This is a genomic window from Nocardia sp. CA-136227 (assembly GCF_050955695.1).
GTDB lineage: Bacteria > Actinomycetota > Actinomycetes > Mycobacteriales > Mycobacteriaceae > Nocardia.
The window spans coordinates 3,953,266-3,976,461 of sequence record NZ_CP192081.1 but is presented as its reverse complement, the minus strand read 5'-3'; the positions used below and the strand labels follow the sequence as shown (position 1 = coordinate 3,976,461).

Here is a 23,196-nt window from a genome sequence, read left to right as displayed (position 1 = left end):
ACACAGGAAAATTGATTGTTGCACTCCACGTGCAAATAGTTTTAGGGTCGGCAGCATGCACGCACTGCGGACACCGGACGACCGGTTCGCCGATCTGCCGGACTTCGACTTCGAACCCCACTACACCGACGTGGCCGCCGGGGACGGGAGCGCGACCCGGCTACGGCTGCATTATCTCGACGAGGGTCCCCGCGACGGGGACGTCGTCCTGCTGCTGCACGGCGAACCGTCCTGGAGCTTCCTGTACCGGACCATGATCCCCGTGCTGGTGAAAGCCGGATCGCGCTGCATCGCACCGGATCTCATCGGCTTCGGCCGCAGCGACAAACCCGCCGATCGCGCCGACTACACCTACGCCCGCCATGTCGAGTGGATCCGCGAGGTCCTGTTCGACCGCCTGGACCTGACCGGCATCACGCTGGTCTGCCAGGACTGGGGCGGCCTCATCGGCCTGCGGCTGGTCGCCGAACACCCCGACCGGTTCGCCCGCGTGGTGGTCGCCAACACCGGATTGCCCACCGGCGACGCGAAACTCACCGACGCCTTCGCCGCCTGGCAGCGCTTCTCCCAGGAGACGCCGACCTTCCCCGTCGGCGGAATCATCGCGGGCGGCTGCCGCACCACCCTGTCCCCCGAGGTGGTGGCCGCCTACGACGCGCCCTTCCCGGACGAGACCTTCAAGGCGGGCGCGCGAGCGTTCCCGCTCCTGGTCCCCACCCGCCCCGACGATCCGGCCGCCCCGGCCAACCGGGCCGCCTGGGAACAGCTGGCGCGGTTCGAGAAGCCGGTGCTGACCGCCTTCTCCGACGGTGACCCGATCACCGCCGGCGGTCACCGGCCCTTCCAGGAGAAGGTGCCCGGCGCCGCCGGTCAGGCACACACCACCATCACCGACGCCGGTCACTTCCTCCAGGAGGACCGCGGACCCGAACTCGCCGCCGTGGTGAGCGCGTTCATCGCCGCCACCGGCACCACCACAGGAGTGACCGAATGATCAGCAGGAGAGGGTTTTTCGGCACCGGCGCGATGGCCGGCGCCACGGCGGCCGCAGTGGCGGCAGCGGGCCCGGCCACCGCGGAACCCGACCGCCGGGACAACGACCCGGGCAAGCCGAACATCCTGGTCGTCATCGTCGACGAGATGCGGGCCCCGATCTGGTTCCCCGAGCAGTCCGTCCTCGACACGATCCTGCCGAATACCGCCGCGCTGCGGAACAAGTCGGTCTCGTTCGAACAGCACTACACCGCCGCCAACGACTGCACCCCCTCCCGCGGCGCCCTGGTGACGGGCCTGTACGCCCACCAGACCGGCTGCCTGTCGACTTCGCAGTCGGAGCTGGCGGCGGGCTTCCCCACCTGGGGTTCGATGCTGCGCGAACAGGGCTACCGCACCGCCTGGTGGGGCAAATGGCATCTGGGCCACTACGCCGACACCACCCCGGGCGGCCTGGACCGCTACGGCTTCGACGGCGGCACCTACCCCTCCCCCAATGGCGCGCCCGAACAGGGACTGCAGATGGACGGCCGCATCGTCGACGAATTCGTCCAGTGGCTCGACACCGATGCGGCGCAAGGCCCGTGGTGCACGACGGTGTCGCTGGTCAATCCGCACGACATCCAATGGTGGCCGCGCTGGACGCGACGTACGTTGGCCAACAACAACATTCCGCGCTGGATCAACGACCTGCCCGGCAATTTCGAGACCCTCGACCAGCTTTCCCGTAAGCCGCGACTGCAGATGGCGCTGGTCGAGGTGTCGGCGGCGACCTTCGGTCTGGCCCCCTACGGCACGCCGGGCGCCGACCAGGAATGGATCGAGCTGCGCAACCTCTACCTGTGGTTCCAGCAGCAGGTGGACATCCAGATCGGCCGCGTGATCGCCGCGGTCGAGTCCCGGCCCGAGGTCGCCGCGAACACGGTGGTGGTCTTCACCTCCGACCACGGCGACTACGCGGGCTCCCACGGCCTGCACGGCAAGGGCGGCGGGGCGTACGACGAGGCCCTTCGGGTACCGCTCTACATCCACGACCCGCGCGGGCTGCTCACCCCGTCCCCTGGTGTACGCGACCAGCTCACCTCCAGCGTCGACCTGGCAGCCCTGCTGCTGACCATCGGCACCGGCGGCACCGGCTGGCGCTCCGACGATCGCTACGCGCACCTGGCCGGGCGGCACGATATCGCCGCGGTGGCCCGCGATCCCCGCGCGCCCGGACGGCCGTGGATCCTGCACACCACCGACGAGCACTCCATCGAGGAGGCCGCGGTCCGATTCAACGGTGACGCACCGGGACACGTGATCGCGCTGCGCACCGCCGACGCCAAATTCGTCCGCTACTCGCACTGGGCAGCGGGCACGTTACGCATCGACGCCGCGCAGCAGGAGGAGTACGAGCTCTACGACTACTCCACCCCGGATGGTCGGCTCGAACTCGACAACACAGCGGCCATCGGCGGAGCTCTGCGGGACACCATGAGCCGGCTTCACGACGAGGCCGTGCGTACCGAACTGCAGCAGCCGCTACCCTCCTACCTGCAGCAGGCCCAGCAGGACGGATGGAACGATTACTTCACCCAGACCGCGAAACCCTTCGGGGAGCAGCTCGCCGACTTCCTCCGGGACGGCATCGGTGCGAAATAGCTCCCGGGGCGGCGTCATCGGCGGCGCCGCCACCCTGCTCGCCGCGGTCGCCGGAACCGCGGCCGCCCTGCCCATCCCGGCCGTACCCGGCGCACCGCCGGTATTCCTCGGCAATCCGGCTGTCGCGCAACCGGTCACCGGTCTGCCGCCGGTTCCGCAGCACCCCTACCTGGCGCCCAACGGCAGTTCCGGCATCCACGACGACGGCTGGATGAGCAACACCACCACCCGCCCCGGACCGCTCGGCCACGATATTCGCATGGTGTCGGCGGTCATCGGCGGCGAGTGCGGATCGCTCACCTTCGATCACGCCGGTCGGATCATCACGACCTGCATCGGGCCGTCGCCCGCGCTGTACCTGCTCGACCCGGTCACCCTGATTGTGCTGGGCCGCAGCGCACTTCCCGGTGACCCCGGGGCCTTCCTGCGGCCGGGCGCGTTCGGCAACTTCACCGGCGGCGCGTACTTCTACCTCGACGATCAGGATCGCGCCGTCGTCGCCTCCCGCGACGGCCACATCCGCGTCTTCGCGGTGAACAGCGCCGGTGACGGTTTCACCGTCGTGCACGACCACGACCTGACCGGGCTGCTGCGGCCCGGCGAGACCTTCAACTCGGCGCTGCCCGACAGCAACGGGCTGCTGTGGTTCGTGGCCCGCACCAACGGCGTGGTCGGCACCCTGGACCTGAACACCGGTGCGGCACAGGTGATCCGGCTCGGCGACGGCGCGAACGGCGAGATCGAGAACTCCTTCGCGGTGGGCAATGACGGCGACGTCTACATCGCCACCAACCGCGAACTGCTCCGCTTCGACTCGGGACCCGGCGGTGCGCCCGCCATCACCTGGCGCACCACCTACGCCAATAGCGGACAACGCAAACCGGGCCAGGTCGACGACGGCACCGGCACCACACCGACCATCCTGTCGGGCGGTTATGTCGCCATCACCGACAACGCCGATCCGATGAACGTCGTCGTCTACCGCACCGCGCCCGGGGCGGCACAGCGACAGGTGTGCGCCGTCCCCGTGTTCGGCGCGGGAGCCAGTGATACCGAGAATTCGTTGATCAGCGCGGGCAATTCGCTGATCGTCGAGAACAACTACGGGTACACCGGTCCCGAGGCCACCCTGCTCGGAAAGACCACCACGCCCGGTTTCGCCCGCATCGACATCGACGCTGACGGCGCGGGTTGCCACCAGGTCTGGGCCAACACCACCGAGGCCGCGCCCACCGTCGTCCCCAAGCTCTCACTGGCGACCGGCCTGATCTACAGCTACACCAAAGGCTCCGAACCCAGCGACCCCTGGTACCTCACCGCGCTGGACTTCCGGACCGGGGCCACGGTCTGGAAGCACCTCGCCGGCACCGGTCCCGGCTTCAACAACAACTACGCCGGAATCAGCATCGGCCCTGATGGCACCGCCTATCTGGGTGTCATCCCGGGATTGATCGCCCTGCGCGACAACTGAATCGCCACTACGGTGGTTCGGGCACACGCCAGCCCGAACCACCGTGGGAGTCCGCATGCCCGTTCCGACGAGGGGCGACGCGGCCTCCCTGAATCCAGTCGCACCGCCCGGGCGGTCGGTGCCGTTGCCGGTGGTGTGGCTGATCGGAGCTCTGGGCGTCCTGGCCGCCTACTGGTACCTGCGCCAGGCCCTGCTGCCGCCGCGCGCGATGTTCCCGCTGGACGATCTCGATGTCTACCGGGTCGCGGCCGACCGTGTGGTGCAAGGGGTTTCGGTCTACGACACTCCCTTGCGCGGGCACGCGCGCGGCGAATGGGAATTCGTCTACACGCCCTTCGCGGCTCTGCTGTTCGTGCCACTGGTGATGCTGCACGGTGCGTCGCTCACTCTGGCCGGTGCGCTCGGCAACGTGGCACTGCTCGCCGGATCGGTGTGGGCGGCCTTGTCGCTGCTGGGTTTCCGTCGCGACCGGCGCCTGCTGATCGTCATCCCCGCCGCCACCGCGGTGCTGCTGTGGTGTGAGCCGACCCGCCAAACGATCGGCCTCGGCCAGGTCAACCTGCTGCTCCTGCTGCTGGTCCTGGCCGATATGACCCTGCCCGACTCCTCCCGCTGGAAAGGCGCGCTGACCGGTATCGCCGCCGGAATCAAACTCACGCCCGCCTTCTTCATCCTCTACCTGCTGGTGACCGGTCGCTTCCGCGCCGCCGCGGCCGCGGCGGGCGCCTGCGCCGCCACCCTGGCAATCGGTCTGGCCGTCATGCCGAAGGACTCCCTCACCTTCTGGAGTGGCGCCTTCGCCGACCCGGCCCGCGTCGGCGTCCCCGGCAACCCCGACAACGAATCGCTGCGTGGCCTGCTCGCCCGATCCCTCGGCTCCGGCGGCCTGGCCCAATTGCTCTGGCCCGCAGCCGCCTTCGCCACCGCCCTGGCCTGTCTCGTCGTGGCCCGCCGCCTCTCCGCGACCGGCCAGGAACTCGCCGCCCTGACCCTGTGCGGCATGACCGCCGCCGCCATCTCCCCCTACACCTGGATTCACCACTGGGTCTGGCTCGCACCCCTGCTGATCTGCACGGCCGACCTCACCGTTCGCCACCGCTCGGCGCTGACCGCCGCGGCGCTGATCGCGATCTTCCTCCTCTGCTCGGGCGGTGTCTTCCCGTTCCTCGGCCTGCCCTCCGAAAGCATTCTGCGCCTGGCGGACCCGGGCCATTTCGCTGTCATCGTTCACAACGCCTACATCTGGCTCACCGTGGCACTCCTGGTCGCCGCCGCGATCGCGACCCGTCACCGTGCGCGGCCGACGACTCGAGGGCTTGTGAAGACCGGTCCGGTCGCGAGCAACAGCCGGGTGAGTTCGGCCTGACGGTGGGTGCCGGTCTTCTGGAAGATGTGCTGCAGATGCACCCGCACCGTGGGCAGCGTGACCGCCAGCGCATCGGCCACCGCCTGCAGCCCCTCGCCGCGCAGCACGCCTTCGGCGATGGCCGCCTCGCGCGGGGTGAATCCGTAGAGCATCCGCCAGATCTCCACCGGAGAACGCCGCAACGCGTCCTCCGGGTCCACGATGGTGATCAGCGCGAGCCGGGGGCACTGAAACGCACTGTCGCCCAGTCGAATCGGCACCGCGTGCAGGACGTAGTACTGCCCGGGCCCGGATCGGGGGACGCGCAGGCTCCCGGCGGCGGGTACCGCATCGTCCCCGCCGCAGGCCAACGCGATCAGGGCCCGTAAGGCCGTCCGAGTTCCCGGTGCGGCCGCGCTGAGCTCGCCGCGTCCGTCCACCGACAGCCCGTCCCGACGCGTCAGGATCGCGTGCGCGGCCGAGTTCATGTGCCGCACGAACCCGTGCTGGTCGATCAGCAGCCCACCCCGATCGAGCTGTTCGAGGATGTCCGTGGTGAGCCGCAATTCCCGCGCCTGCTCGGACACCATGCGTTCGATCCCAGCCGCCGCCCGCAAATGCGGAACGAGTTGTCGCATCAGCTCCGTCGGCCACGGCTCGTTGTACCGATGCGTCGATTCCGACGGCAGGCACAGCCAGGTCGGACCATCACAGCGCTCGGAGAATCGCGCGAACACCGCGTCGCGGACACCGGTGGGACGGGCCCAGTCGACGAAGAACTCGCTCCGGGACCGTTCGGTCGCCGTGATCGCGTCGACCACCCGGCCGACCGTCCCGGCCGGACTCCGCTCGACGAGCTCGGCGACCGGATCCAAGGCGCGGTAGTACTGGTTCCAGCGCGCGGCGGCGTCGAGATCGAGCCCCACACCCTGGGTGATCTCGCGGTCCGGTCCCGTCGCCCGCACGACAACCGCCCCGTAGGCCCCGAAGGCGTCGACCAGCTCGCGCAGCGTCGCGGGCCAGGTCGACGGCTCCACCGCGGATCCGTAGATGGAGGGCCGGACCCGTTCCGGTTCGACCCGCACCGCTTCGTCCCCGGCGCGGACGCCGGCCGCCACAAGTTCGCCTGGCTGCCCTTCGGCCACGGCCCGCGCGGCTGTATCGGGGAGCGCTTCGCCATGCTCGAGGCCGGCATCGCGGTCGCGACCCTCATCCGGGACTTCGAATTCACCACTCCCCCGGGCGAAATCCCGCTCACCACCGACCTCGTGCTGCACCCGGTCGGGCCCGTGCCCTGAGGGATCCGGTGCCGGGTGCGGGAACAGCGGTGATCGCCAGTCACTCCCGGTAGCGGGCGACGAAGCGGCGCAGGATCTCCTGGGGCACGGTGATGTGCTCGCGGTGGCCGAGTTCGGTGAGGTAGTCGGCCTCGTCCGGGTCGAAATAGCCGTCGTGGCGGTAGATTTCGATGCGCAGCGCCAGGCCGTGGCCGTCGAGTTCGGGGTGGAACTGGGTGGCGTAGACGTGCTCGCCGACCCGGACCGCCTGGACCGGGCAGCCGGCGGACCTGGCCAGCAGGGTCGCGCCGGGCGGGACGTCCTGGCAGGACTCCTTGTGGCCGACGAAGGCGCGGAAGGCGTCCGGCAGGCCACGCAGCAGTGGATCGTCGTCGGCGTCGCCGGTCAGTTCGATGGTGGTCGCTCCCGGTGATTCGGCGTAGCGGCCGGTCCCGACCTGCCCGCCCAGGGCATCGGCCAGCGCGCCCAACCCGTAGCAGGCGCCCAGGTAGGGGAAGTCCCGGCGCACCACCTCGATGAGCAGCTTCCGCAGTTCTGGTTCGAAGACCCGCTGGTAGTCGTACTTGCGGTCCTCGGGGTAACTGATATTGCTGGGCCCGCCGCCGACGATGACGGCCCAGTAGTCGTCGAGGTCGAGATCGGGCATGCCGCGATTCATCTCGACCCGGGTCACCTCCTGCGGCGCGAGACCGCCTGCGTCGAGGATCGCTTCATACTCCTGGTCGGAGGCCGCTTGCTCGGGTCGCAGCTGCAACAGCAGACAAGGCTTCGCCATCACCACATTGTCGATGGCTCTGATACAGTCGGCGTACCTCATCAGATATTTCTCAAAAAACAAAGTACGTGTAACCGCCGGTTACACGTACTTTGTTTTTCAGGCCCCGCCCGCACGGCCGTACTCCGGATCAGTGATCGCGATGGGCGACCAGCTGAGCCAATGCGGTCAGATCATCCGACACCAGATCACCGGGCAGCGCCGCGAAAGCCGCTTCCAATGCCGTCGATGCCCGCCGCAGCGTGCGCTGCTTGCCACCCGCCCGCTCGACCAGCTCCGCGGCCCGCGCCGCGCGTGCCGCGGTCAACGGATGCCGGGTGCGGTAGAGCCGAGCCAACTCGCGACCCGCGGCGGTGCCCGATTCCAGCGCGCACACCACCGGGAACGACTGCTTGCGATGGATGAGATCGCTGTGCGCGGGTTTCCCGGTGACCTTCGGATCGCCCCAGATGTCGATGTAGTCGTCGACTAGCTGGAAGACCAGGCCCAGTTCCGCGCCGAAGGTGTGCATCGCGGCCACCACGCGCTCGTCGGCGCCGGCGCACAGCGCGCCCAGCGCGCAGGCACAGCCGAGCAACGCGCCGGTCTTGCCCGCGGCCATGCCCAGGTACTCGTCGACGGTGACGGCGGACCGGGTCTCGAAGTCGCAGTCCGCGTACTGCCCGTGGCACAGGTCGACCGTGGCCCGGGTCAATCGGATGACCGCCTCCGCGGTGACGGTCTCCGGCACGCCGTCGCACAGCGCGCCGAGCGCCACCGCCTGCAGCGCGTCGCCGAGCAGGGTCGCGGTGGTCTCACCCCAGACCCGCCACACCGTTGGACGGCCGTGGCGGAAGGCATCGGAGTCCATCACGTCGTCGTGGACCAGCGAGAAGTTGTGCAGCAGTTCGACCGCGGCCGCCGCGTGCACCGACTTGCCCGGGTCCCCGCCGCACGCGGTCGCGGCCGCGAAGGTGAGCGCCGGGCGCAGTGCTTTGCCCTGCACGCCGCTGACGGCCGCTCCCTCGGGATCGCACCAGCCGAAGTGGTACCCGGCCATCAGGTCCAGCGGCTCGGTCAGGCCACTGACCGCGGTCCGCAACACCGGGTCTATGGCCGCTCTGGCTTCGCTCAATTGTCTACGGGCTCTTCGCTCCGCGGTCGTGTCGAGTGGGCGCGTTATGGATTCGGCTGCCCGGGCACGGGATTCGTCGTGCCCGGCGTGGGCGGCCACGGCCGGGCGGGACAGCCCCCACCGGCGCTTGCTCTCCCCGTGCGCTCCCACGGTGAAACGGATCGGTTTCGACGCTCGCATAATCGGCCCCGCTCTCTCGGACACGGTTACCGCAGCCACCCGGTGGCAGCTGGGTAGCAATGCTCAGAAGAACCCCATCGTCCCATCGGAAACTGAAACCCGGGGGTTGCCTGCGAATTTCAGTTCGGCAACGGTGCGCGGTTGGGCGTGGTCAGGTCAGCGGCAGCCCGTGTTCGAGCGCCTCGGCGGGTGCGCTGGTGTAGCGGGCGGCCTGGTAGTGGTAGTCGTGGTTGGCGCGCACGTAGACGGTGTAATTCGCGGCGGTGGCGAGGGCGTCGGCGCGTTCGCGGCCGGTGATGCCGGCGTCGTCGAGTTCGGTGGGCAGGCGCTCGACCGCGTCGGTCATGCGCGCCACGCACTCGGACAGCATGCCGTTCACCAGTTGCCGGGCTTGAGCTCGATCGTGGCCGTGGTGATACTGCGCCAGCAGCACCGAGTTGTACAGATAGCCGGACGCCTCGTCGGAGGCGACCGACAGCACGTCGTTGAACAGGCCCATGTGCTCGACGGCCGCGGCGCGCAGACTGCGCATGGCGGGCAGGTGCCGGGTCGCGGGGCTCAGGTCGACGCCCTCGGCGCGCTCGCTGATATCGAGGAACACGAACAGCGCCACGCCATCTCGCCGATGCGCGCGGTAGTCCTCGAGGTCGGGGAGGTTGCCGGAGAGCCGGCCCACGCTCTCGGCGTAGTAGGTCCACAGCCAGTCCCGGATCTCGCCGCGCACGCTCTCGCGCCACGCCGGGGACCGGTCCTGGCGCAGCCGTTTCCACAGTTCGGCGAACGCGATCGCGAGTACGCCGGACGGCTTGTCGATACCGTCCAGTACGGCTTCGATGGCGAGGATCGCCGCCAAACACCGCGGTGGCTCGGGGATTTCGATATCGAACTGGTCGTCCACGATGAAGGCCCACGCGGTGTACTGGCTCAGCAGCGTGAGCTCCTCGGCGCTCGCGCCCGGGCACCAGAGTGCGTACATACGGGCCGGTCGGGTCCGTTCCATGCGCCGCCGAGTGGGCTCGGTCGGCACCAGCGAGTAGGCTTCCAGCCAGGCCCACATTCCCGCTTCCGCCTGCGGCTCCGCGGGATTGAGCCCCGCCGGGTCGAACGGCATGAAGACTTCGAGAGCTTCCATACGAAACTGCCTACCCCCCAACTAATTACCCGAGGACACCGTAACGATAACGGCATTTCGGACGTTTGCACTCGCATCTGGAATCCCAGTCAGTAGGAATCTGCGGGCCGCCTGACCCCGCGCGGCCCTCCTGCGATCCGTTCGGCTACTCGGGCGCGGCGTCACGGACCCCGGTGATCCGCCGCAGTCCCTCCGCGAGTTCGCTTCCGCTGGGGGCGGTCTCGCCGTCGATCAGCGATTGCGCGGCGATCCCGATGAGCAGCGCCTGGTACAGCGCGCCGACCGACCGTCCGGCATCGTCCTCCTCATCGCCCTCGAATAATCGGGCCAGTCCCGCCCGGGCGTCCTCCGTCCGCTGCGCCAGCTGGGCCCGGGTCTCCGGATGCGAGAGCGCGTCGAAGGTCGCGGCCCAGAGCCCGCGATCGGCCGTCACCGATTCGCGGATGGCATCCCAGTGGGAGGCGAAGCGCCGCAGGGGATCCAGACTCGGTTCCGTCGCCGTCACCGTCCGTGCCAACCGGTCTCCCCACTCCTCGGTGGCCTCCGTCAGCGCGGCCGTGAGCAGCGCCTCCTTGGATCCGAAGTGGTAGCCGATGGCCGCCATGCTCACCCCCGAGGCGGTGGCGATATCGCGCACGGTGGTGCGGGCATAGCCCTTGTCGAACAGGCACTGTCGTGCGCCGGCGAGCAGATCCTCACGGTTTCCCATGCCCACACTCTAGCGCGAACGCCTGAGACAAATGTCTTGCGCGTTTGCCCAAATCGGATCTATGGTCGAGACATGCGGCAGATGAGCACCAAGAACGTCCTGATCTCCGGCGCGAGCATCGCGGGGCCCGCCCTCGCGTTCTGGCTGCGGCGCTACGGATTCGAACCGACCGTGGTCGAGAAGGCCCCGGCCCTGCGTCCGGGCGGCCAGGCCATCGATGTCCTGGGCAGCGCCACCGAGGTGGTCCGGCGCATGGGTCTGCTCGAGCAGGTGCACGCTCGCAGCACGGGTAAGCGCGGAACCTCGTATGTCGACGCCGAGGGGAAGGCTCGCGCCTCCATCTCCAGCGAGGTGTTCAACGGGGTCGGGGCCAATGGCGACACCGAGATTCAGCGCGGCGATCTGGCCGAGGTTCTCTACGCGGCGACCCGTGAGAATGTGGAATACCTCTTCGGCGACTCGATTGCCGCGTTGCACGAGGATGAATCAGGCGTGCACGTGACGTTCGAGCACTCCCCCGCCCGCACCTTCGATCTGGTCATCGGCGCGGACGGCGTCCATTCCCACACCCGCAAACTGGCTTTCAGCCCGGAATCGGAATTCCTCCGCCACATGGGCTACTACATCGCGATCTTCACGACACCGAATCTGCTGAATCTGGATCACTGGGAACTGGACCACAACACGCCCGGCAAGATCGCGGGCTCCTACAGTGCCCGTGAGAACACCGAGGCCAAAGCGATTTTCGCCTGGGCTTCCGGCCCACTCGACTACGACTACCGCGACGCCGACGCCCAACGGCGCATCCTCACCGAGACCTTCGCCGACCAGGGCTGGGAAGTGCCGCGCCTGCTCGCGGAACTGCCGAACGCCCAGGACTTCTACTTCGACGCCATGGCGCAGATCCGCATGGACCGGTGGTCGAAGGGCCGGATCGCGCTGGTCGGCGACGCCGGATACTGCGCGTCCCCGCTGTCGGGCCAGGGCGCGGACCTGTCGCTGGTCGGGGCGTATGTGCTGGCCGGTGAATTGGCCGCGGCCGCAGGCGATCACCGGGTCGCCTTCGATCGCTACGAGACGGAGATGCGGCCGATGGTGGACGCCTGCCAGACGTTCGCCGAGGGCGTGGGCGGCTGGTACGCCCCGAACAGCAAGGCGATGATCGCCTTCCGCAATCTGAACGTGCGCCTGCTCCCCTACCTGCCCTGGCGCGGACTGATCGGCGGCGCCCCGCAGAAGGTGGCGCGGACCATTGCGGTCAAGGATTACCGGATCGGGGACCCCGTGGCCTGACCTCGGTACGGTGAGTTTCGTGTGGCCCGCGCTGCTCGGGTGGCTGGCGGCGGCCCTGCTGCCGCCGCCACGCACTCCGGCCCGCAATGACGGACCGGTGAACGAGATCAATCGCATCCCCTCGTCTTTCGGAAATGGCAAGATCAACGACGACCCTAGGCATACGGTGGCCCACCGTCACTGAAGAGTTATCGGCCATACCCGGAGGCAGCATGTTGTCCCTGCAGGAGATTTCGGATCGCATGGAAATAGAGGACCTCATGGTCCGCTATTCCCACGCCGTGGACACCCACCAGTGGGACATGCTGGACGAGATCTTCACCCCGGATGCCCACATCGATTACACCGCCATGGGCGGCCCGGCCGGTGACGTGGAATCCACCAAGAAATTCCTCGCCACGGTCATGCCCAACTTCTCGGCGTTCCAACACATGATCAGCAATTCCTCCATCCGCGTCGAAGGTGACAACGCCACCGCGCGGACCATGTGCCACAACCCGATGATGGTCGGCGCCGCCGACGGCGAACGCCGTCTGATGCTGTGCGGCCTCTGGTACCACGACACCTTCGTCCGGGTCGACGGTGAGTGGCGGATCAAGCAGCGCGTCGAGGAGAAGAGCTACATGTTCGTGGCGCCCGACGCACTCCCGGGTAGCTGATCGGACGGCCCGGGAGCCGGCGGCGAAGGCTGCGAAGGGGCCGGGCACGAATTAGCGCAGGTTACTGCGGCGAATGCGGCCCGCGCGGTGCGACCGCGCGCCATCATGGGATATCGCTCGGTCCGGAGGCACCGCGAGGAGTTTGCGCCATGACACAGCTGCCCGCCGCGTCGCATCAGCGTGCGGAGTTGGAGAAGGCCTGGGAGCGGTGGACCACGTCCACCCCCGGCCGTCCGCCCGGCGCCCAGGTGGCGTTGCGCGGCGAGGTGGCCGCGTCGTGGGAGCGGTCGCTGCGCACGGTGGATCCGACGCGGGCGGTGGCCCCGGGAACCGACCGCGACGAATTGGGTTCGCGCTGGGCCGAATCGCCGCTGCGCTCCCCGGTCACCGAGATGGCGGGCGAGCTGCGGGCGCTGACCGAGGACTCGGGCATGATCGCGGTCGTCACCGACGAGGTCGGGACCGTGCTCTTCAGTTGCGGCGACCGGTCGGTGCGGCGGCGGGCCGAATCGGTGAACCTCGCCCCCGGCGGCTGCTGGGACGAGCCCTATATGGGGACCAGCGGCATCGCCCTGTCCCTGCACAGCGGCCGCCCCTCCCAGGTGTGGGCCGCCGAGCATCTGGTCGAGGCATTGCACGGCTGGGTCTGCTACTGCGCGCCGATCCGCGCCGCCGACGGCCGCCAATTGGGCGTGCTCGATCTATCGACGTATTGGGACCGCTCGCATCCGCTGATCCTCACCACCGTCCGAGCCCTGGTGACCGCCATCGAATCCCGAGTGCGCTCCGAACAGCAGCGCCCCCCGGCCACGCCCCGCCTCGAAGCGCTGGGTGTCCCCCGGTTGTACCAGCAGGGCCGCCAGGTCTCGATGCGGCCGCGGCAGCTCGAGATCCTGACCCTGCTGGCGCTCGAGCCCGAGGGCTTCACCCCGGAACGCTTGCACGAGGCCGTCTATGGCGACCGGTCGGTGTCGTCGAGCACCCTCAAATCCGATGTCTCCCGCCTGCGCGCCGCCACCGACGGCCGCATCGCCGACCGCCGCTACATGCTCACCGAACCCCTCGCCTGCGACGCCGTCGAACTGCTGGCCGCACTGGAGGCGGGCGACCTGACCACGGCCGTGCGGCTGTACCGCGGTCCGCTGCTGCCGGATTCGGACGTCCCGGGCATCGTGCAGTGGCGCGAACACCTCGACGTCTGCCTGCGCACCGCCGTGCTGGCCGACCACAATCCCGAGCACGCCCTGCGTTTCGGCCAGCGCTGCCCCGACGACATCGAGATCCACGAGCACGCCCTGCGCCTGCTCCCGCACGGCGACAGCCGCCGCGCGCTCGCGACCGCGCGTCTGCACACCGCGCTACGCTAGCGACACTGCGGGGCGTGCAAGGTTGCACAGCGTGTCCCGCATCCGAAATGTCCGGTACCGCAGCTGATTCCGCAGGTACCGACGCGGCAACGTTCCGCCAACCCGGCGCCAACCTCCCGCCAACCTTCGCGGTTCATAGTGGCCCCCGTCACCGCAGATAATGCGATCAGGAGCCGCGTCATGATCTTCGCCAAACCAGGCACAGAAGGCAGCATCGTCAGCTTCAACCGCCGCTATGACAACTTCATCGGCGGCGAGTGGAAAGCGCCGATCGAGGGCCGATACTTCGAGAATCCCTCCCCGATCGACGGTGAGACCTTTTGTGAAGTAGCGCGTTCCAGCGCGGCGGACATCGACATGGCCCTGGAGGCCGCGCACCGCGCGGCCGAATCCTGGGGTGCCACCTCGGTGACGGATCGTGCCAACATCCTCAACAAGATCGCCGACCGGATCGAGGCGAACCTGGAGCGCCTCGCCGTCGCCGAAACATGGGAGAACGGCAAGCCGGTCCGCGAAACCCTCGCCGCCGACCTGCCTTTGACGGTCGACCACTTCCGCTACTTCGCCGGCGCCGTCCGCGCGCAGGAGGGTCACCTCTCCCAGATCGACGCCGACACCGTCGCCTATCACTTCCAGGAACCCCTCGGCGTGGTCGGGCAGATCATCCCGTGGAACTTCCCGATCCTGATGGCCGCCTGGAAGCTGGCGCCCGCGCTGGCCGCCGGCAACTGCGTCGTCATCAAGCCCGCCGAGCAGACGCCCGCCTCGCTGCTGCTGGTGATCGAGCTCATCGCGGACCTGCTGCCGCCCGGAGTCGTCAACGTGGTCAACGGTTTCGGCGTGGAGGCGGGCAAGCCGCTGGCGTCGAGCCCGCGCGTGGCCAAGGTCGCCTTCACCGGCGAGACCACCACCGGGCGGCTGATCATGCAGTACGCCAGCGAGAACATCATCCCGGTGACCCTGGAGCTGGGCGGCAAGAGCCCCAATATCTTCTTCCCCGACGTGCTTTCGGCCGACGACGACTTCCTCGACAAGGCCGTCGAGGGTTTCGTGATGTTCGCGCTGAACCAGGGCGAAGTGTGTACCTGCCCGTCCCGGGCGCTCATCCATTCGTCGATCTACGACGAGTTCATGGCCCGCTGCATCGAGCGGACCAAGGCCATCAAGGGCGGCAATCCGCTCGACGACGCGACCATGATCGGCGCGCAGGCCAGCAACGACCAGTACGAGAAGATCCTCTCCTACATCGATATCGGCCGTCAGGAGGGCGCGAAAGTGCTCACCGGCGGTGAGATGCGCAAGGTGGAGGGTTTCCCCAATGGGTACTACATCGAGCCGACGATCTTCGAGGGCCGCAATGACATGCGGATCTTCCAGGAGGAGATCTTCGGGCCGGTGGTAGCGGTGGCCCGCTTCGACAACGAGGTCGAAGCGGTAACCATCGCCAACGACACGCTCTACGGCCTCGGCGCCGGCGTGTGGAGCCGCGACGGCGGCATCGCCTACCGGGTGGGACGGGCGCTGAAAGCCGGTCGGGTGTGGACGAACTGCTACCACGCCTATCCCGCGCACGCGGCCTTCGGCGGCTACAAGAAGTCCGGCATCGGCCGCGAGAACCATCGCATGATGCTCGACCACTACCAGCAGACGAAAAACCTGCTCGTGTCCTATTCCCCGAAGAAACTCGGATTCTTCTGAACCGGGGGGCGATATGACGGCGGGTCCGGTATCCCGGGTGACCATCACCGAGGCCGCGGCGGATGTGCTGCAACGGCTCATCGACCACAACGGCCCGGTGATGTTTCACCAGTCGGGCGGCTGCTGCGACGGCAGCTCCCCGATGTGCTATCCCCTGGGCGAATTCCGGGTGGGCGCGGCCGATGTCCTACTCGGCCGCGTCTTCCCGGACACGTCGTTCTGGATGAGCGCCGACCAGTTCGAATATTGGCGCCACACCCACCTCACCGTCGACGTGGTCCCCGGCCGCGGCGGCGGCTTCTCCCTCGAAGCGCCCGAGGGTGTCCGATTCGTCATCCGGTCACGGTTGTTCACCGATGCCGAGACAGCGGTGCTGGAAGCGGCTCCTGCCCCGCTCCGCGGCAACGAACTGGCCGGATGAAGGAGGGTGGCGCGGCCGGTTTCTCCGGGTCGGCCGCGCCACCGTACAACCTGTTGCAGCCCTACGGTTCCCGGGTCAGCGGCCCGGGAGGAAGCGGAGGCTGCGGGCGATGGTCATCAGGAAGGGCTGCCAGGTGTCCTGGGGGATGAAGGGCGGGGCGTCCAGGTTGAGGAAGCGGGTGACCACGATGGACTGGGGTTCGGTGAACTTCAGGAGGCCGTCGGGGCCGTGGCGGCGGCCGACGCCGGAGATGCCCATGCCGCCCATGGGGGCGCCGGTGGAGCCCCAGGCCGGGGCGTAGCCCTCGTCGACATTGACTGTGCCCGCGTGCAATTGCTCGGCGATGCGCTCGCCCTCGGCCTTGCTGCCCGCCCAGACGCTGGCATTGAGGCCGTACTCGGTGTCGTTGGCCCGGGTGATGGCCTCGTCGACCGAGTCCACCGGGTAGATGGAGACCAGCGGGCCGAAGGTTTCGTTGCGGCCGCACTCCATGGCGTCGGTGACCTCGGACAGCACGGTCGGCTCGAAGAACAGCGGGCCCAGGTCGGGGCGGGGGTTGCCGCCCGTGAGCACCTTCGCGCCCTTGGAGACCGCGTCGGCGACGTGCTTGGTGACCGTCTCCAGCTGCGATTCGGAGATCAGGCTGCCGATGTCCTTCGAGAAGTCGTATGCCGCACCGAGTTTCGCGGCCTTGACCGCGGCGGTGAACTTCTCGGTGAACTGCTCGGCGACCGCGCGCTCGACGTACATGCGCTCGATGGAGATGCACAGCTGGCCCGCGTTGGAGAAGCAGGCGCGCACCGCGGCCTTGGCGGCCTTGTCCAGGTCGGCGCCGCGCGTGATGATCATCGGGTTCTTGCCGCCCAGTTCGGCGGAGAAGCCGATGAGGCGGCGGCCGCACTGCTCGGCCAGGGTGCGGCCGGTGGCGGAGGAGCCGGTGAACATCAGATAGTCGCAGTCGTCGACGATGGCCGTGCCGACCACCGTGCCGGGACCGGTGACCACGGCGAACAGATCCGCGGGCAGCCCGGCCCGGGCGAACAGTTCGGCATTGGCCAGCGCCGAGTACGGGGTCTGGCTGTCGGGCTTGATCACCACCGCGTTCCCGGCCATCAGCGCCGGAATCGAGTCGCCGACCGCGAGCAGCATCGGGTAGTTCCAGGGCGCGATCACCCCGACCACGCCCTTGGGCACCGCGCGCACCGAGGCCCGGTTCAGGACCGGGAACGCGCCCGGCACGCTCTGGGCCGCCAGCAGTTTCGGCGCGACCCGGGAGAAGTAGCGGGCCGCGAGGAACAGGCCCATCACCTCCTCCTGCGCCGCCCAGCGCGCCTTGCCGGTCTCGGCCTGGATGACGTCCATCAGGTATTCGCGGTTCTCGATCACCAGCGCGCGGTAGCGGTCCAGCACCTCGGCCCGCTGCTTGGGGGTGCGCGCGGCCCAGTCCGCCTGGGCGGCGCGGGCTTTGGCGATGGCGGCGGCGACATCGGCGGCGGTGCCGACCGGCACCTCGCCCAGCGTGTCACCGGTGAACACCTCGGTGATCGCTCTGGTCGCGTGGTCCTGCGTGGTATCCACGGCCGCGAACGAGCGCAGCCGTTCGAACACCGCGGCAGCCGGCACCGGCATCATCGCCTCCTACTTGTGAGTAACTTCTGGATACACACAATCTACCCCCTGACCTCGGCGCGGGGCCCGGACTGGGAAATCTGGTGATTGCTACAAAATTGCCAAATCGCCCAGCGATCCGAGAGTAATGTTCTCAGCGGGGTGCCCTTTTCGAAGGAGTGCTCACAATGACCAAGTTCGTTCAGACGATCGAGTTCACGACCACTCACATCGATGAGTTCAACGAGAAACTCGACGCGTGGCTCACCGCGACGGCGGGCAAGCGCACAGCCGTCCGCGGTCTCGAGGCCAAGGATCGCGATCACCCGAACACCTATATGCAGATGGTCGAGTTCCCCTCCTACGAAGAGGCGATGAAGAACTCCGACCTGCCCGAGACCACCCGCTTCGCCCAGGAGCTCGCCGCACTGTGCGATGGCCCGGCGGTCTTCCACAACCTGGATCTGCTGCGCGAGGACAATATGGCCGACGGCCAGGGCCGCAATATGGTCGTGCGCAGCCTCGACGCTCCGGACGAAACCCGCCCCTTCGAGGCGGGAATGGGCCGGATGGACCTGATCGAGACGCCGTTCGGCGCGTTCGGCCGCGCGGTCTTCGAACCGGGCTGGCGCTGGTCCACCCACGTCAAGCCGATCGCGGGCACCGACACCTGTCAGGCCATGCACGTCGGCTACTGCATCTCCGGCCGGCTGCGGATCCGGATGGACGACGGCGTGGAATCCGAGCTCGGCCCCGGTGACTACCTGTTCTGCCCGGCCGGTCACGACGCCTGGGTCCTGGGCGACGAGCCGTGCGTGATGCTCGATTGGGCCGGCGCGGCCCAGTACGCGAAACGTACCTGACGACAAGCGCATCGGCGACCGCCCGGCCGTGGGCGAATGCGGCACTCCGTCTCGGACGGAGTGCCGCATTTATTTTGTCCGTATTGCCGGAATTCCAGGATTTTGCTGCGAATTCTGTAACCGATCGTGATCGGCGAGCGAAGAAACAGCCAGTACTACCCCGGGCAGGGAATCTCCCGCCGGTGAAGGCAGCGCCGGCGGGTCGGGCCCCGATCCCGCGCACGTGCGAGGGGTGCGTGCGCGGGATCACCGAAAGACGTGCGGCCCAGCCCTATTCGTTCACCAGCACCGGAATCGACAGCACCGCCGCCGACACCGGGGCATCGGCCGGAGCCGAGACGATGGTGAAGGGAATGCCGTTCACACTGGGCACGTGCGACCCGCCGCCGGTGGGTTCCTCGTCGGCGTGCTGGAACATCCCCGTACCGACCAGTCGGCCATTGGCGTCGTAGAACGCCGCGCTCACCTCCAGCGCCAGCACATCGCTGACATCGGAGGTGATCGCCAGAGTGCCACGCACGGAAGACCCTTCGAGACGGGTGCCGCTGAGCCGCACCCGATCGGTGAACGGCCCGGCCGCCAGGCGCACCTCCCCCGCCGGGATCGCGAGCGTCGCGGCCGGAGGCTCGGTCGTGCGCGGGGCGGCCACCGGAGCGGCCGCGGGCGCCGGACTCGCGGGCTGCGGCGCGGAGGAACATCCCGTGCTCAGGCCCGCCACCGCCAGCAGACCCGCGATCACCGCTCCGGTTCGCCGCGTCACGGCAGCAGCGCCTTGTGCATCTTGGTGTACAGCGAAGTGTTGTCCTGGCTGGTCGAGAAGACCTGCGCACCCGGGCCGTAGGCGTAGATCTGCACGTCGGCGCCGGTGTGGTTGCCCGACAGGTAGGTCAGCCACAGGCTCGCCTCGGGCGTGCCGTCCTTCACCTCGGCCGGATCGTCGGGCGTGCGGAAGGTGGCGGGGGCGAAGTTGCGCGGATCCTGTTGTCCCGCACCGTTGACCAGGCCGGGCGAGCGGACCGGGTCCTTCACGTTGTCCTTGCCGTCACGGCCGGGCTTGCTGTTGTTGGCCGGGTTGGTGGCGTCCACGTTCGTCGGCGGCGCGACGGCCTCGGCGTTGGTGAAGGTGTTCTTCTCGATGATGTTGAAGCCCGCGCACTCGTGGTCGGCGGTCACGATCACCATGGTGTGCCCGTCCTTCTTGGCGAAGTCGATGGCGGCGGCGACGGCGTCGTCGAACGCCTTGACCTCGTCGAGGGTCTGGGCGGCGTCGTTGGCGTGCGAGCGCTTGTCGATGAGCGCGCCCTCGATCTGGAGCAGGAAGCCCTTGCCGTTGCGCGCCGACAGCAGGTCGATCGCCTTGGTGGTCATGTCCTTCAGGGTCGGCTCCTGCTTCTGCGGAGCCGAATCCGGTAGCGCGTTACGCGCATTGGTGACGGTCATGTTTCCGCGGTTGAACAGGCCGATCACCTTCTGCGCGGTCACCGACTTCAGGTCGGCGGCGGTGGCCACCTTCTGGCTCTCGGCGGTCTGCGCCTTCAGCGCGGGATCACCCATGGAGCCCAGCACCTGATAGCCGTTGTCCAGCATGGCCTTCTGGTCGTCGGGCTCGAAGCGGGCCAGGCCGCCACCGAAGATGACGTCGGCGGTGTTGTTGCGCGCGATCTGCTCGGCGATCGGGGTGACCAGCGTCTTGTCCGCCGGCTGCGCCTCGTAGCTGCCGTCGGCCTTCTTGGGCAGGCAGGTCGAGTCGCTGAAGGTGGGGCCCTGGCAGCCGCGCAGCAACGCGTGGCTGAACATGCCCGCCGGGGTGGCGTCGGTGATCTCGGCGGTGCTGACATTGCCGGTCGCGAAGCCCGCGGCCTTGGCCTGCTCCATGAGCGTCGGCACCGACTTGCCGTAGGCATCCACGCCGATGGCGGCGTTGTAGGTCTTCACGCCCGACGACCACGCGGTGGCCGCGGACGCGGAGTCGGTCACCAGCGACGGCTTGGCGCTGTTCGGCTCCACCGCGTAGGTCGCGACCGCGCCCACATACGGCAGCTTCTCGAGCTGCAACTGCCCGCCCGCGCCCTCGAACCGCTGGCGCGCGGCGGTGACGTGGGTGCGCCCCATACCGTCACCGAGCAGGTAGATGATGTTGTGGACCTCGTTGTCGCCCTTGCTGTCCGACCCGCATCCGGCGACCAGCGTCGCGGCCGCCATCGCGGCGGTCGCCGTCGCGATCGCGACCGACCACGCGCGTTTCCTGTGCTGCACTTCGTCTCCTCCGTCGTCGCGTCCCCCGAGGTCCGGCGGCGCGGCCCGCGATTCCGGGCGCGGCTGAAGCTAGTGCTGCCGGTTTGCTCGTTTCCGACTCGCAGAAATCTCACAGTTGGCTCGCAGGTTAACGGATTCCCCGTGGCCAGGGCCTACGGGACGCGCCGGAGCGCTGTCAAACACCATCCCGCACAAAAGGACTCGCGCCGACGGCGGATCCGGCGCCCGGCTACGTTGCGGCGATGCATTTCCCGAAGCTCGGCGTCCGGACTCGGATCCTGGCCATCGCCCTGGTCCCGAGCCTGGCGCTGGCGGTCAGTGGTAACAGTGCGGCGGGTGTTCTGATGGACCGCGCTTCCCGAGCCCGAGCATGGGCGGGTGAGATGCAGGCCGGGATCGCGCCCACTCGCGAGTTGATCGAGGCGGTGCAGGCCGAGCGGCAACTGACGCTGTGGCGGCTGGCCGGGGTGGATGTCGAGGTGCGGCAGTTGACGACCGCGCGGCAGCGGCTGGATACGGCGGTGCGGCTGCTCGCGCCCGCGCAGTCGGAGTTGTCGCGCCTCGGGCCCGATTCCATGGGGCAGGCCACGACGGCGATGGGGGAAACCAGTAAGCGGCTGGCGGGGATTCGGACCGGGATCGACGCGGGCACCGTGCCCGCGGCCGATGCCTACGCCTTCTACAACCGCATTCCGCAGTCGGTGATGGCGGGTGTGGAGGTCGCCCAGCGCACCGCGCCGGACTCGGCCACGGCCGTGGAGCTCATGCAGGCGGCGGAGGTGCTGCATTGCCTGGAGGCGATGAGCCGCGCCAACGCGCTCGCGGTGTCGCTGCTCGACGGGAACCATCTTTCCCCCGAGCTCGGGGCCGAATACCTCAGCCTGGTCGGCTATTACCGCACCGGGGTCGCCGCCATCGTGGCCGCGCCCGACGAGCAGCAGGCCGCCGCGGCGCGCGCCCTGGTGTGGAGCGCCGCCTGGCTGCACCTGGGCCAGGTGGAACCGGTGCTGGCCCAGCGCACCCTGGCCGCGCCGGAGGGGACGGCCAAACGGTCCGCGCCGCAACCGCTTCCGGTCCCGGTCGACCAGTGGCAGCGCAGCGCCGCGGAGGTGGCCCACGGGCTGGCCGAACTCTGGCAGGCCGAGAACGACGAGGCCCAGCGGCTGGCGGTGGCCGCCGCCGCCGACACCACCCGCAAGTCCGTGTGGGCCGGGGCGGGCATGGTGGGGCTCGGAGCGATCTCGATCCTGGTCGCGCTGGCGCTGGCCAACCAGATCATCCGCCGGCTGCGGCGACTGCGGGACCGCACCCTCGCGCTCGCCGACGACGAACTGCCCGAGACCATGCGACGCCTCGCCGCGAGCGAGCACCTCGAGATCGAGGCCGCCGCACCGGTCCTCGACTTCGGGCACGACGAGATCGGGCAGGTGGCGCGGGCGTTCGGGCACGCGCACGCCGCGGCCGTCGGCGCGGCGCTCACCGAGGCCCGCACCCGCGAGGGCGTGAAGTCGGTATTCCTCAATATCGCGCACCGCAGCCAGGTCGTGGTGCACCGCCAGCTGGAGATCCTCGACGCCGCGCAGGCGCGACAGGAGAATCCGGCGCTGCTGGACATCTACTTCCGCCTCGACCACCTGGCCACCCGGGAACGCCGCAATGCCGAGAACCTGATCATCCTGGCGGGCGGCCGCCCCGGCCGCCAGTGGCGCAACCCGGTCCCCCTACTCGAACTGGCGCGTTCCGCCGCCGGCGAGACCGCCGACTACCAGCGGGTTCGAATCGGCCGTCTGCCAGCGGTTTTCCTGGTCGGCGCGGCGGTGGCCGATGTGGTGCACCTGCTGGCCGAACTGGTCGACAACGCCGCCTCCTTCTCCCCGCCGCAGTCCTGGGTGGAGATCACCGGCACGGCGGTGGCGCGCGGCGTGGTCGTGGAGATCAGCGATCAGGGCATGGGCATGCCCGCTGCGGACCTGGAGCGCCGCAACGAGCTGCTGAGCGCCGCACCGGACTTCGCGGTCAACCGGCTGTCCGAGGACTCCCGGCTGGGCCTGTTCGTGGTCTCCAGGCTGGCCGCCCGCCACGGCATCTCGGTGCGTTTGTCCGATTCCGATCATGGCGGCGTGCGCGCGATCGTGTTGCTGCCCACGGTCCTGATCGAGCGCGAACCGCTGGGCGCCACGCCGGATTCGTCCCATGCCGTCAATTCGCGGCGACACGCCTGAGCGGCTCGAATCGTCCTGTGCCGCCGTCTATTAGGGTAGCTATCTAATTGCTGTCCGACGGCTTCGAATGCGATGCACCGGCATGCATGACCCGAACTGTCAAACGCACTCCCGCCCAACGGGATCGATGCGGCATATGTGACCTACG

General features: G+C 68.8%; 20 protein-coding genes and 1 pseudogene. 13 read left to right on the top strand and 8 right to left on the bottom strand.

Features of this window, described 5'->3' with window-relative positions; genetic code table 11:
• Positions 1-55 precede the first annotated feature (55 nt).
• From ACQP06_RS18335 to ACQP06_RS18320, 4 genes are read left to right on the top strand one after another with little or no spacing between them, the layout of a single operon-like run.
• Positions 56-994 carry a haloalkane dehalogenase gene (locus ACQP06_RS18335; protein WP_433665762.1) on the top strand — a complete coding sequence of 313 codons (939 nt, stop codon included), beginning with the start codon at positions 56-58 and terminating at the stop codon, positions 992-994.
• Entirely contained in the window at positions 991-2,637 is a 1,647-nt protein-coding gene (locus tag ACQP06_RS18330) for a sulfatase-like hydrolase/transferase (RefSeq protein WP_433665761.1), read from the top strand. The genes ACQP06_RS18335 and ACQP06_RS18330 overlap by 4 nt, the downstream gene beginning before the upstream one ends.
• Positions 2,627-4,108: a hypothetical protein gene (locus ACQP06_RS18325; RefSeq protein ID WP_433665760.1), complete on the top strand. Its 1,482-nt coding sequence runs from the start codon at positions 2,627-2,629 to the stop codon at positions 4,106-4,108. The genes ACQP06_RS18330 and ACQP06_RS18325 overlap by 11 nt, the downstream gene beginning before the upstream one ends.
• Positions 4,109-4,163: 55 nt before the next feature.
• On the top strand, positions 4,164-5,474 hold the full coding sequence (locus ACQP06_RS18320) for a glycosyltransferase 87 family protein (RefSeq protein ID WP_433665759.1): 1,311 nt from the start codon (positions 4,164-4,166) through the stop codon (positions 5,472-5,474).
• Here the strand turns inward: ACQP06_RS18320 and ACQP06_RS18315 are convergent.
• A complete protein-coding gene (locus ACQP06_RS18315) occupies positions 5,396-6,571 on the bottom strand; it encodes a helix-turn-helix transcriptional regulator (RefSeq protein ID WP_433665758.1) in 1,176 nt (391 codons plus the stop codon). The genes ACQP06_RS18320 and ACQP06_RS18315 overlap by 79 nt on opposite strands.
• Between ACQP06_RS18315 and ACQP06_RS18310 the strand changes: the two are divergent.
• Positions 6,572-6,751: pseudogene (locus ACQP06_RS18310) on the top strand (cytochrome P450); the annotation flags it as partial.
• A 40-nt stretch (positions 6,752-6,791) separates the two neighbouring features.
• Here the strand turns inward: ACQP06_RS18310 and ACQP06_RS18305 are convergent.
• The 4 genes from ACQP06_RS18305 to ACQP06_RS18290 all read right to left on the bottom strand — a co-directional run bounded on the left by ACQP06_RS18305 (position 6,792) and on the right by ACQP06_RS18290 (position 10,661).
• Positions 6,792-7,526, bottom strand: coding sequence for a glutamine amidotransferase (locus ACQP06_RS18305; RefSeq protein WP_433665757.1), 735 nt, complete (start codon positions 7,524-7,526; stop codon positions 6,792-6,794).
• Between the two features lie 130 nt (positions 7,527-7,656).
• Positions 7,657-8,640, bottom strand: a complete 984-nt coding sequence (locus ACQP06_RS18300) for a polyprenyl synthetase family protein (RefSeq protein WP_433665756.1) — start codon at positions 8,638-8,640, stop codon at positions 7,657-7,659.
• Positions 8,641-8,971: 331 nt separating this feature from the next.
• Entirely contained in the window at positions 8,972-9,952 is a 981-nt protein-coding gene (locus tag ACQP06_RS18295; protein WP_433665755.1) for a terpene synthase family protein, read from the bottom strand.
• Positions 9,953-10,097: 145 nt separating this feature from the next.
• Positions 10,098-10,661, bottom strand: coding sequence for a TetR/AcrR family transcriptional regulator (locus tag ACQP06_RS18290; RefSeq protein ID WP_433665754.1), 564 nt, complete (start codon positions 10,659-10,661; stop codon positions 10,098-10,100).
• A gap of 72 nt (positions 10,662-10,733) precedes the next feature.
• Here ACQP06_RS18290 and ACQP06_RS18285 point away from each other — a divergent pair, with 72 nt between their 5' ends.
• The 6 genes from ACQP06_RS18285 to ACQP06_RS18260 all read left to right on the top strand — a co-directional run bounded on the left by ACQP06_RS18285 (position 10,734) and on the right by ACQP06_RS18260 (position 16,099).
• Complete coding sequence (locus ACQP06_RS18285; RefSeq protein ID WP_433665753.1) at positions 10,734-11,954, top strand: FAD-dependent monooxygenase; 1,221 nt, start codon at positions 10,734-10,736, stop codon at positions 11,952-11,954.
• A 10-nt stretch (positions 11,955-11,964) separates the two neighbouring features.
• Complete coding sequence (locus ACQP06_RS18280; RefSeq protein ID WP_433665752.1) at positions 11,965-12,138, top strand: hypothetical protein; 174 nt, start codon at positions 11,965-11,967, stop codon at positions 12,136-12,138.
• Between the two features lie 28 nt (positions 12,139-12,166).
• Positions 12,167-12,613, top strand: a complete 447-nt coding sequence (locus ACQP06_RS18275) for a nuclear transport factor 2 family protein (RefSeq protein ID WP_433665751.1) — start codon at positions 12,167-12,169, stop codon at positions 12,611-12,613.
• A gap of 149 nt (positions 12,614-12,762) precedes the next feature.
• Entirely contained in the window at positions 12,763-13,980 is a 1,218-nt protein-coding gene (locus ACQP06_RS18270; RefSeq protein ID WP_433665750.1) for a transcriptional regulator, read from the top strand.
• 180 nt (positions 13,981-14,160) lie between these two features.
• On the top strand, positions 14,161-15,678 hold the full coding sequence (gene exaC / locus ACQP06_RS18265; RefSeq protein ID WP_433665749.1) for an acetaldehyde dehydrogenase ExaC: 1,518 nt from the start codon (positions 14,161-14,163) through the stop codon (positions 15,676-15,678).
• A complete protein-coding gene (locus tag ACQP06_RS18260) occupies positions 15,650-16,099 on the top strand; it encodes a DUF779 domain-containing protein (protein WP_433673357.1) in 450 nt (149 codons plus the stop codon). The genes exaC and ACQP06_RS18260 overlap by 29 nt, the downstream gene beginning before the upstream one ends.
• Before the next feature lie 75 nt (positions 16,100-16,174).
• Here the strand turns inward: ACQP06_RS18260 and ACQP06_RS18255 are convergent, their stop codons facing one another.
• Positions 16,175-17,728: a succinic semialdehyde dehydrogenase gene (locus ACQP06_RS18255; RefSeq protein WP_433665748.1), complete on the bottom strand. Its 1,554-nt coding sequence runs from the start codon at positions 17,726-17,728 to the stop codon at positions 16,175-16,177.
• Positions 17,729-17,895: 167 nt separating this feature from the next.
• Between ACQP06_RS18255 and ACQP06_RS18250 the strand changes: the two genes are divergently transcribed.
• The gene (locus tag ACQP06_RS18250; RefSeq protein WP_433665747.1) at positions 17,896-18,570 is read left to right on the top strand and encodes a cupin domain-containing protein; all 675 of its coding nucleotides are present in this window, start codon (positions 17,896-17,898) and stop codon (positions 18,568-18,570) included.
• A gap of 271 nt (positions 18,571-18,841) precedes the next feature.
• Here ACQP06_RS18250 and ACQP06_RS18245 read toward each other — a convergent pair whose 3' ends face one another.
• Together ACQP06_RS18245 and ACQP06_RS18240 are read right to left on the bottom strand one after the other, a co-directional pair.
• Positions 18,842-19,330: a hypothetical protein gene (locus tag ACQP06_RS18245; protein ID WP_433665746.1), complete on the bottom strand. Its 489-nt coding sequence runs from the start codon at positions 19,328-19,330 to the stop codon at positions 18,842-18,844.
• Positions 19,327-20,826 (bottom strand): alkaline phosphatase, encoded by a 1,500-nt coding sequence (locus tag ACQP06_RS18240; protein WP_433665745.1) that lies wholly within the window; start codon positions 20,824-20,826, stop codon positions 19,327-19,329. Before ACQP06_RS18240 ends, ACQP06_RS18245 begins: the two co-directional genes overlap by 4 nt.
• 242 nt (positions 20,827-21,068) lie before the next feature.
• Between ACQP06_RS18240 and ACQP06_RS18235 the strand changes: the two genes are divergently transcribed.
• Complete coding sequence (locus ACQP06_RS18235; protein ID WP_433665744.1) at positions 21,069-23,048, top strand: sensor histidine kinase; 1,980 nt, start codon at positions 21,069-21,071, stop codon at positions 23,046-23,048.
• The last annotated feature ends 148 nt before the right edge of the window (positions 23,049-23,196 follow it).

Bases quoted from the DNA above. Each gene is read 5' to 3' on its own strand.
- ACQP06_RS18275 (WP_433665751.1), top strand. From the start codon at position 12,167: ATGTTGTCCCTGCAGGAGATTTCGGATCGCATGGAAATAGAGGACCTC.
- ACQP06_RS18235 (WP_433665744.1), top strand. From the start codon at position 21,069: ATGCATTTCCCGAAGCTCGGCGTCCGGACTCGGATCCTGGCCATCGCC.
- ACQP06_RS18295 (WP_433665755.1), bottom strand. From the start codon at position 9,952: ATGGAAGCTCTCGAAGTCTTCATGCCGTTCGACCCGGCGGGGCTCAAT.
- ACQP06_RS18320 (WP_433665759.1), top strand. From the start codon at position 4,164: ATGCCCGTTCCGACGAGGGGCGACGCGGCCTCCCTGAATCCAGTCGCA.
- ACQP06_RS18305 (WP_433665757.1), bottom strand. From the start codon at position 7,526: ATGGCGAAGCCTTGTCTGCTGTTGCAGCTGCGACCCGAGCAAGCGGCC.
- ACQP06_RS18270 (WP_433665750.1), top strand. From the start codon at position 12,763: ATGACACAGCTGCCCGCCGCGTCGCATCAGCGTGCGGAGTTGGAGAAG.
- ACQP06_RS18335 (WP_433665762.1), top strand. From the start codon at position 56: ATGCACGCACTGCGGACACCGGACGACCGGTTCGCCGATCTGCCGGAC.
- ACQP06_RS18285 (WP_433665753.1), top strand. From the start codon at position 10,734: ATGCGGCAGATGAGCACCAAGAACGTCCTGATCTCCGGCGCGAGCATC.
- ACQP06_RS18255 (WP_433665748.1), bottom strand. From the start codon at position 17,728: ATGCCGGTGCCGGCTGCCGCGGTGTTCGAACGGCTGCGCTCGTTCGCG.
- exaC (WP_433665749.1), top strand. From the start codon at position 14,161: ATGATCTTCGCCAAACCAGGCACAGAAGGCAGCATCGTCAGCTTCAAC.
- ACQP06_RS18250 (WP_433665747.1), top strand. From the start codon at position 17,896: ATGACCAAGTTCGTTCAGACGATCGAGTTCACGACCACTCACATCGAT.
- ACQP06_RS18290 (WP_433665754.1), bottom strand. From the start codon at position 10,661: ATGGGAAACCGTGAGGATCTGCTCGCCGGCGCACGACAGTGCCTGTTC.
- ACQP06_RS18330 (WP_433665761.1), top strand. From the start codon at position 991: ATGATCAGCAGGAGAGGGTTTTTCGGCACCGGCGCGATGGCCGGCGCC.